The following is an 8,648-nucleotide window of genomic DNA, read 5'->3' on the forward strand; positions in this document are numbered from 1 at the left end:
CCAGATCTCGCGTGGGTGGGCGGGGAAGTGGGACCGGGTGGTTCAGCGGGTGGCCGCCAGCGCCGACAGCCGGTGCTCGACGGCGCGGCCGATGACCGCCGCCGCGGCCGGGCGCAGCATCTGCTGGTGGCCGCTGTCCACGGGGTGGACCTCGGTGGGGAGCCCGGTGTACGGCTCCCAGCTCTTGGCCTTCAGGGCGCGTTCCTCGGCGGTGCGGCCGTCGCCGGTGGCCAGGAACAGCGTCATCGGGCAGCCGTCGAACCGGCCCGGGGTGAAGCGCTGGAACAGTTCGAGGTTGTTGCGCATGACGTCCAGCAGCCGCTCCAGGGTGGCCCGGTCCAGCGCGGCGAGCGGGCCGCCGGAGCGGGCGAGGCGGTCGGCCACGGCGCGCGGGGTGAGCGGGCCGGTGCCGTCCGGCTCGACGCCGGCCTCGGTGAGGAAGTCGGCGAGGAACTCCTCGTCCGTGGGGCGGGCGCCGTGCGCGTCGTCGGGGAAGGCGTCCAGGTTCGCCAGGTACGCCACCTCCTCGCCCGCCGCGCGCAGCCGCCGCGCCATCTCGTGGGCGACGACTCCGCCGAAGGACCAGCCGAGCAGGTGGTACGGGCCGGACGGCTGCACGGCCCGTACCCGGTCCACGTACTCCGCGGCGACCTCACCGAGGTCGGCCGGCAGCTCCTGGCGGTCGGCCAGGCCGCGGGCCTGGAGGGCGTAGAGCGGCTGGTCGGGGTCGAGGTGCTCGGCGAGCGCGGCGAACGGGATGCCGAAGCCGAGGCCGCCGTGGACGCAGAACAGCGGGGGGCGGCCGCCGGTGGCGCGGATCGGCAGGACGGGCCCGAGCAGGTCCAGCCGGCGCCCGACGCCACCCGCGCTCGCGGCGAGCGCGGCCAGCGTCGGCTGCTCGAACACATCGGCGAGGCCGATCCGCAGCCCGGCCCGCGCGGCCGCGTCGACGAGACGGATGGCTTTGAGGCTGTCCCCGCCGAGCGCGAAGAAGTTGTGCTCGGGGCTGGGGAGGGCCGGGGCCGAGCCCGCAAGGGCCGGGGCGGGAAGGGCCGCGTCACCGGTCGGGGTCGGTGTCGGGCTGCCGGTGTCGGGCGTGGGTGTGGTGAGGCCGAGCACCTCCGCGGCCGCCCGGCACAGCACCCGTTCCGCCTCCGTGCGCGGGGCGCGTGCCGGGGTGGCGGCGGGCTGTTGCGGGCGCGGCAGGGCTTTCACGTCGAGCTTGCCGTTCGGCGTCAGCGGCAGGGCGGGCAGCGGGACGTAGGAGGCGGGGACCATGTGGGCGGGCAGGGCGCGGGCCAGATGGGCCCTCAGGTCGGTCGGGTCGGGTGCGGTCAGGCCGGGGGCCGGGACCACGTAGGCGACCAGGCTGCGCTGGCCGACGGCGTCCGCGGGAGCCAGGACCGCGGCCCGGGCGAGCGACGGGTGGGCGGTGAGGTGACGTTCGATCTCGCCGAGCTCGATGCGGTAGCCGCGGACCTTGACCTGCTGGTCGGCGCGCCCCACGTAGTCGATGCGGCCGCGGCTGTCCCAGCGCACCAGGTCGCCGGTGCGGTACATGCGGGTCCCGGGCGGTCCGAACGGGTCGGCCACGAAGCGCTCCGCGGTCGGGCCGGGCCGCCCCAGATAGCCGCGAGCCAGGCCGTCGCCCGCCAGGTAGAGCTCCCCCACCACGCCCTGGGGCACCGGGCGCAGCCTGTCGTCCAGCACGTAGGCGCAGGTGCCGCCGATGGGCAGGCCGATGGGTACGCCGGCCGGGGCGTCGACGGCCTCGGCGGTGTTCTGGAGGGTGGCGAAGGTGGTGGTCTCGGTGGGGCCGTACACGTTGTGGACGGCCGTGCCCGGCAGGGCGGCCCGCAGCCGGTCCAGATGGGCGCGGGACTGGGCCTCGCCGCCGGTGAGCAGGGTGCGCAGCGGGGCGAGGGCGGTCGGCCGGGTGTCGGCGACCGCGTTGACGAACTGGGTGGTGAGGAAGGCGACGGTCACGCCGGCCCGTTCCAGGAACGCGCCCAGCGTCGCCGGGTCGGCGGGTCCGGGCGGGCAGACGGCGAGGCGCGCGCCGTGGGTGAGCGGCCCCCAGATCTCGAAGGTCGACGCGTCGAAGGCGACCGGTGCGAAGTACAGGAACGTGTCGTCGGCGGTGAAGCGCAGCTCGGGCAGTGACCGGACGAGGCGCACGGCGGCCCGGTGGGAGACGGCGACGCCCTTGGGGCGGCCGGTGGAACCGGAGGTGTGGATGACGTAGAGCAGGTCGTCGGGACCGGGCCGCCGCACGTCCGGCTCGGTGGCCGGGAGGTCCGCGAGGGCCTCGCGGACGGCGGGGGCGTCGAGGGCCAGGAGGGTGACGCCGGTGTCCGCCAGGCGCTCCCGCAGCGACTCCTCGGTGAGCAGCAGACGGGCGCCGTCGTCGAGCATGGCGCGGATCCGGTCGCGCGGGTAGGCGGGGTCGATCGGCAGGTAGGCGGCGCCGGCCTTGGCGACGGCGAGCAGCGCGGTCACGGTGGCCGGGCCGCGCTCCAGGCACAGGGCGACAAGGTCACCGCGCCGCACTCCGTGCGCGAGGAGCAGGCGCGCCAGCCGGTTGGCCGCGGCGTCGAGTTCCGCGTACGTCGTGGTGGCGAGGGCGCCGGAGTCCGTGTGCACGAGGGCGGTCGCGTCCGGGGCGGCGGCGACCTGCCGCGCCACCAGCTCGGTGATCGTGGTGGGCGGTGTCTTCGTGCGACGGGTGCCGCGTTCCAGCAGGTCGGCGCGCTCCTGGGGGGTGAGGACGGCCAGTGCCGACAGTGGGCGTCCGGGCTCGGTGAGGGCGGCGGCCAGCAGGCGCAGGCAGGCCTCGGCGAGACGGCGGGCGGTGGCGGGCTCGAACAGGTCGGCGTCGTACTCCAGACGCAGGTCGAGCCCCTCCGGGCCGGTCTCGGCGAACTGGAAGAACAGGTCCCATTTGGCCGTGTCCTGGGTCACCGGCTCCTGCCGCATCGCGAGCCCCGGGGCCTGCCCGGTGATGTGGTCGCGCTGTTCGAAGGCGAGCATGACCTGGAACAGGGGGTGGCGGGCGGTGGACCGCTCGGGGTTGAGGGCCTCCACCAGCTTCTCGAAGGGCAGGTCCTGGTTGTGGTAGGCGGCCAGGTCGAAGTCCCTTACCCGGTTGACGAGTTCGCGGAGGCTCGGGTCGCCGGAGAGGTCGGTGCGCAGGACCAGGGTGTTGACGAACATACCGACGACGTCGTGCAGCCGCTCGTCGCCCCGGCCCGCCACCGGGGTGCCCAGTGGAATGTCGTCACCCGCGCCGAACCGGCCGAGGGTCGCCGCGAGCACGGACTGGAGCACCATGAAGACGCTGACGCCCCAGTCGGCCGCCAGCCTCCGCAGCTCCCGCACCGGCTCATCGGGCGCGGCCAGGTGCACGGCGGCGCCCCGGTGCCCGGTGCGGGCCCCGCGCGGGGCGTCGTGCGGCAGCCGCAGCTCCTCCGGCATGCCCGCCAGCGCCCGCTTCCAGTGGCCGAGTTGGCGGGATATCTCGCTGCGCGGGTCGTCGTCGGCGCCGAGCAGGTCACGCTGCCAGAGGGTGTAGTCGGCGTACTGCACGGCGAGCGGACGCCACTCCGGCGCCCGCCCCTGCGACCGGGCCCGGTAGGCGGCCGTCAGGTCGCGGCTGAGCGGGGCCAGGGACCAGCGGTCGGCGGCGATGTGGTGCACGACGAGCGAGAGCACGTGCTCGCCGGGGGCGAGCGCGAACAGGTGGGCCCGCAGCGGGATCTCCCGCTCCAGGTCGAAGCCGCGCTCCGCCTCGGCGGTCAGGGCGCCGGGCAGCTCCGTCTCCGTCGTCACGCTCACCGGCAGCGTGAGGAGGGTGTCGGCCGGCGCGAGCACCCGCTGCTCGGCCGGACCGACACCGTCCGGGACGCCGGCACCGGGGACGGGGGGGTGCCCGGTGCCGGCGGTCCATGCCCCGGAGGCGGCACCTCCGGAGGCGTCGACGGGGCTCGCCGTGCCGTCCGCAGGGCGGCCGGAGAGTCCCTCCGCCCCCGCCGGGCGGCCGGCGGGCCCCTCCGTCTCCGCCCGAGCCGGGAACACCGTGCGCAGCGCCTCGTGCCGGCCCACGACGTCCCGCAGGGCGGCCTCCAGGGCGGGGATGTCCAGGTCGCCGGTGAGACGGACGGCGAGCGGGATGGCGTACAGCCCGCCCGGAACGCCGAGCCGTTCGATGAACCACAGCCGCTGCTGGGCGTACGACAAGGGCAGCACCGCCGGGCGCGGACGGGCCGTCAGCGGGGCCCTGGCACGGTCGGCGGCGGTCGTACGGGCGGCGAGCGCGGCCGGGGACGGGGCTTCGAACAGGTCCCGGACCTGGAGTTCGGCGCCGAGCTCGGTGCGGACCCGGTTGACGATGCGGGTGGCGAGCAGGGAGTGCCCGCCGAGGGAGAAGAAGTCGTCGTCGGCGCCGACCCGCTCCAGGCCCAGCGCCTCGGCGAAGACGGCGCACAGCGTCTCCTCCTGGGGGGTGCGCGGGGCGCGCCCGGAGACCGTGTACTCGGGAGCGGGCAGGGCGCGCCGGTCGAGCTTGCCGTTGGCGGTCAGCGGCAGGGCGGGCAGCCGTACGACGGCGGACGGGACCATGTGGTCGGGCAGCCGCTCGGCGAGGAACGTCCGCAGGTCGGCAGGGAGTTCGCGGCCTTCGCGGGTGACTGCGTAGGCGACCAGCCGCTGGTCGCCGGGCCGGTCCTCGCGGGCGACGACGGCCGTCTCGGCGAGGTCGGGGTGGCGGCCGAGGACGGTGGCGATCTCGCCCGGTTCGACGCGGAAGCCGCGCAGCTGGACCTGCTCGTCGGCGCGCCCCAGGTACTCGAGCGTGCCGTCGGCGTGCCGTCGGCCCAGGTCGCCGGTGCGGTACATGCGCGCGCCGGACGGCCCGAACGGGCAGGCCACGAAGCGTGCCGCGGTCAGGTCGGGCCGGCCGAGGTAGCCGCGGGCCAGGCCGGGGCCGGTGACGTACAGCTCGCCGGGGACGCCCGTTGGGGCGGGCCGCAGCGCGCTGTCGAGGACGTGCACCCGCAGGTCGGGAATGGGGCCGCCGATGACGCTCGCCCCGCCCGCGGCGGCGCGGGCCGCGTCGAGCTCCTGGTGGGTGACGTGCACGGTGGTCTCGGTGATGCCGTACATGTTGACCAGGCGAGGCGCGTCGTCGGCGTGCCGGGCGTACCAGTCGGCGAGCCGGCCCACGTCCAGTGCCTCGCCGCCGAACACGACGTACCTCAGGGCGAGTTCACGGCCCGGGTCCTCGCCGTCGGCGCGCATCAGCTGGTAGAAGGCGGACGGTGTCTGGTTGAGGACGGTGACCCGCTCCGCGGCGAGCAGCCGCAGGAACGCGTCGGGCGAGCGGGACACGTCGTACGGCACGACGACCAGCCGCCCGCCGTACAGCAGGGCACCCCACAGCTCCCAGACGGTGAAGTCGAAGGCGATGGAGTGGAACAGGGTCCACACGTCGTCGGGACCGAAACCGAACCAGTGGTCGGTGGCGTCCAGCAGCCGCACCACGTTGCGGTGCGGCACGACCACACCCTTGGGGCGTCCGGTGGAGCCGGAGGTGAAGATGACGTACGCCGGGTGCTCCGGCGTCAGCGACACGGCGGGGGCGGTGGCCGGAAGGGCTGCCAGGGCGCCGCGGGTCTCCTCGGCGTCGAGGTCGATCCGCGGCACGTCGGCCGCCTCGGGCAGCTCCGGCAGGCCGGCGCAGGCGGAGGTCAGCAGCAGCACCGGCCGCGCGTCCGCCAGGGTGTGGGCGAGACGCCCGGCCGGATGACCGGGCTCCAGGGGCAGGTAGGCGGCGCCCGCCTTGAGGACCGCGAGGACGGCGACGATCAGGTCGGCGCCGCGCGGCAGGGCGACGGCGACGAAGCTCTCCGGGCCGGCCCCGCGCCCGGCGATCAGCTGGGCGAGCCGGCCCGCCCGTTCGTCGAGCTCGCGGTAGGTGAGGCCTGCCTCGCCGGGCACGGTGACCGCCACGGCGTCCGGGGTGCGGGCGGCCTGGGCGGCGAACAGCTCGGGCAGCGTCACGTCCCGGGCGTACGGCCGCGGGGCGGCGTCCTCGCTCAGCAGGCGTCGCAGCTCGGCCTCGTCCGGGCCGCCGAGCCCGGCCAGCAGGACCTCCGGGTCCTCGGCGACCTCGCCCAGCACCCGCACCAGCCGGCCGAGAAGGCCCTCGGCGTCCTCGCGGGTGAACGCCGAGGGCCGGTGAGCGAGGTCCAGCCGGAGACGCTCGCCGGGGAACACGGTCAGGTGCAGCGGGTAGTGCGTCGCCGAGCGCACCCGGGTCGAGGTCACCGCGCCCCCGGTCTCGTGGCGCAGCCCCTCCTCGTCCAGCGGGTAGTTCTGGAAGGCCAGGACGGTGTCGAAGAGCTCGCCCTGGAGCCCGGCGGCGGACTGTGCCTCGGCCAGCGGCAGGTGCTCGTGCGGCATCATCGCGAGCTGCTGCGCGGCCAGGTCCGCGAACAGTTCGGCCGCCCGCCGGCCGGGACGCACGTCGGCCCGTACGGGCAGGGTGTTGGCGAACAGCCCGATCATCGACTCGACACCGGCCACCTCGGCGGGCCGGCCCGAGGTGACCGCGCCGAAGACGACGTCGTCACGTCCGGTGAGCCGGCCCAGCAGCACCGCCCAGCAGCCCTGGACCACGGAGTTCAGCGTCAGCCCCCGTCCGCGGGCCCACGCCGTGAGGGCGGCCGTGTGCTGCGCGGACAGGGAGTCGGTGACCAGGGCGGGCAGCTCGGCGCCGTCCGTCCCGGACGCGACCCGCAGGGGGCCCTCGAGGCCGTCCAGCAGCCGCGCCCAGGCCGCCCGCGCCGCCTCCCGGTCCCGGGTGCCGAGCCAGGTCAGGAAGGAACGGTAGGGCGCGGGGTCGGGAAGCCCGGCCGTCGCGGCCCGCTCACCCGTGTCGGCCTGCTGCGCCAGCAGGGTCAGTTCGCGCACCGCGAGGGGCAGCGACCAGCCGTCGACCAGGATGTGGTGCACGGACCACACCAGCCGGTGCCTGCCTTCGCCGAGCGTGAGGAGGGAGAACCGCATCAGCGGGGGCCGCGCCGGGTCGATCCGGCGCAGCCGGTCGGCATCCGTCAGCCGGTCCGCCTCGGCCTCGCGCTCGTCCTCCGGCAGGTGGGTGAGGTCGTGGACCGTCCAGCGCGGCCGTACCTCGTCGTCCTTGAGGACGACCTGCACCGGCTCGCCGTTCCTGCGGGTGCGGAAGCAGGCCCGCAGATTGGGGTGGCGGCCCAGCAGCGCGGCCGAGGCCGTGCGCAGCCGGCGCTCCAGGTCGGCGCCGTCGCCGGTCAGGTCCGCGACGAACTGGAGCGTGTAGAGATCGGGGACCGTGCGGTCGTACGTGGACAGGAAGAGCAACCCCTGCTGGAGCGGCGAGAGCGGCAGCACCTCGCTGATCTTCGATCCGGTTCTGGGCACGGTCACGACAGGTCCTCACTCAACTCGAATTCCAGATCGGCGAGTTCTTCGTCGCTGAGCTCGATCAGTTCGCCCTCGGGCTGCGCCGGGACCTCCTCCTCGACCCGGTGCGCGGCCCGGGCGAGGGCGGCGGCGGTGCGGTGGGTGAAGACGTCCCTGGTGGTCAGGGCGAGGCCGGCGGCGCGGGCGCGGCTGACGAGCTGGATGGAGCGGATGCTGTCGCCGCCGAGCGCGAAGAAGTCCTCGTCGACACCGACGGACGGCATTCCGAGCACCTCCGCGAGCAGCGCGCACAGCACCCCCTCGCGCTCGGTTCCCGCCTCACGCACGGGCGTCTCGTCGGTCCGCTCCGGCCGGGGCAGTGCCTTGCGGTCGAGCTTGCCGTTCGCGGTGAGCGGCAGCTCCGCGAGGACCAGCCAGGCCGACGGGACCATGTAGGCGGGCAGCAGCTCGCTGAGCTCCGCCTGCACGCCGAGCGGGTGGGCGTCCGGTCCGGTCAGGTAGCCCACCAGTCGCGGGTTGCCGGAGGCGTCGGGCAGCACGGCGACGGCAGCGTCGGCGACCGTTTCCAGCCCGCGCAGCGCGGCCTCGATCTCCCCGAGTTCGACGCGCCGGCCGCGGATCTTGACCTGGTGGTCGCGCCGCTCGATGAACTCCAGCTGCCCGTCGGCCCGCTGCACCACCCGGTCACCCGTGCGGTACATCCGCGTCCCGGCCCCGGCGAACGGATCCGCCATGAACGTGCCCGCCGTACGCGCCGGATCCCCCAGATACCCCCGGCCGACGCCGGCGCCGCCGACGTACAGCTCACCCGGAACACCCACCGGAACCGGCTGGAGCTCATCACCGAGCACATACAGCCGCGTGTTGCGCACCGCCCCACCGATCGGCACCCGACCGTCCAGAGCGTCGCCCGCCCGGATCACCGCATGCGTCACATCATCCGAACACTCCGTCGGACCATAGGCGTTCATCAACGGCACCCGCGGATACCGCGCATGCCAGCGCTCACACAGATCGGCCGGCAACGCCTCACCCGTCACCATCAGCCACCGCAACCCCGGCAGCTCAGGCGCACCCCCCGCCGGCCCCTCCACGTCCCACGCGTCCAAAGCCGCCCGCAGCAACGACGGCACGACCTCCAGCACCGCCACCCGCTCCTCGCGCACCATCGCGAACAACGCCGACGGATC

General features: G+C 75.3%; 2 protein-coding genes. Both read right to left on the reverse strand.

Annotated elements, in window-relative coordinates:
• Nucleotides 1-42: 42 nt before the first annotated feature.
• Nucleotides 43-7,461 (reverse strand): amino acid adenylation domain-containing protein, encoded by a 7,419-nt coding sequence (locus tag ACFY01_RS22525; protein WP_390737490.1) that lies wholly within the window; start codon nt 7,459-7,461, stop codon nt 43-45.
• Nucleotides 7,458-8,648, reverse strand: a 1,191-nt coding sequence (locus ACFY01_RS22530; protein ID WP_390737491.1) for a non-ribosomal peptide synthetase, incomplete at its 5' end; no start/stop codon positions are given. The genes ACFY01_RS22525 and ACFY01_RS22530, both read right to left, overlap by 4 nt.

Origin of the sequence: Streptomyces sp. NPDC001480, assembly GCF_042894725.1 — a bacterium.
In the GTDB taxonomy this organism is placed as follows: Bacteria; Actinomycetota; Actinomycetes; order Streptomycetales; family Streptomycetaceae; genus Streptomyces.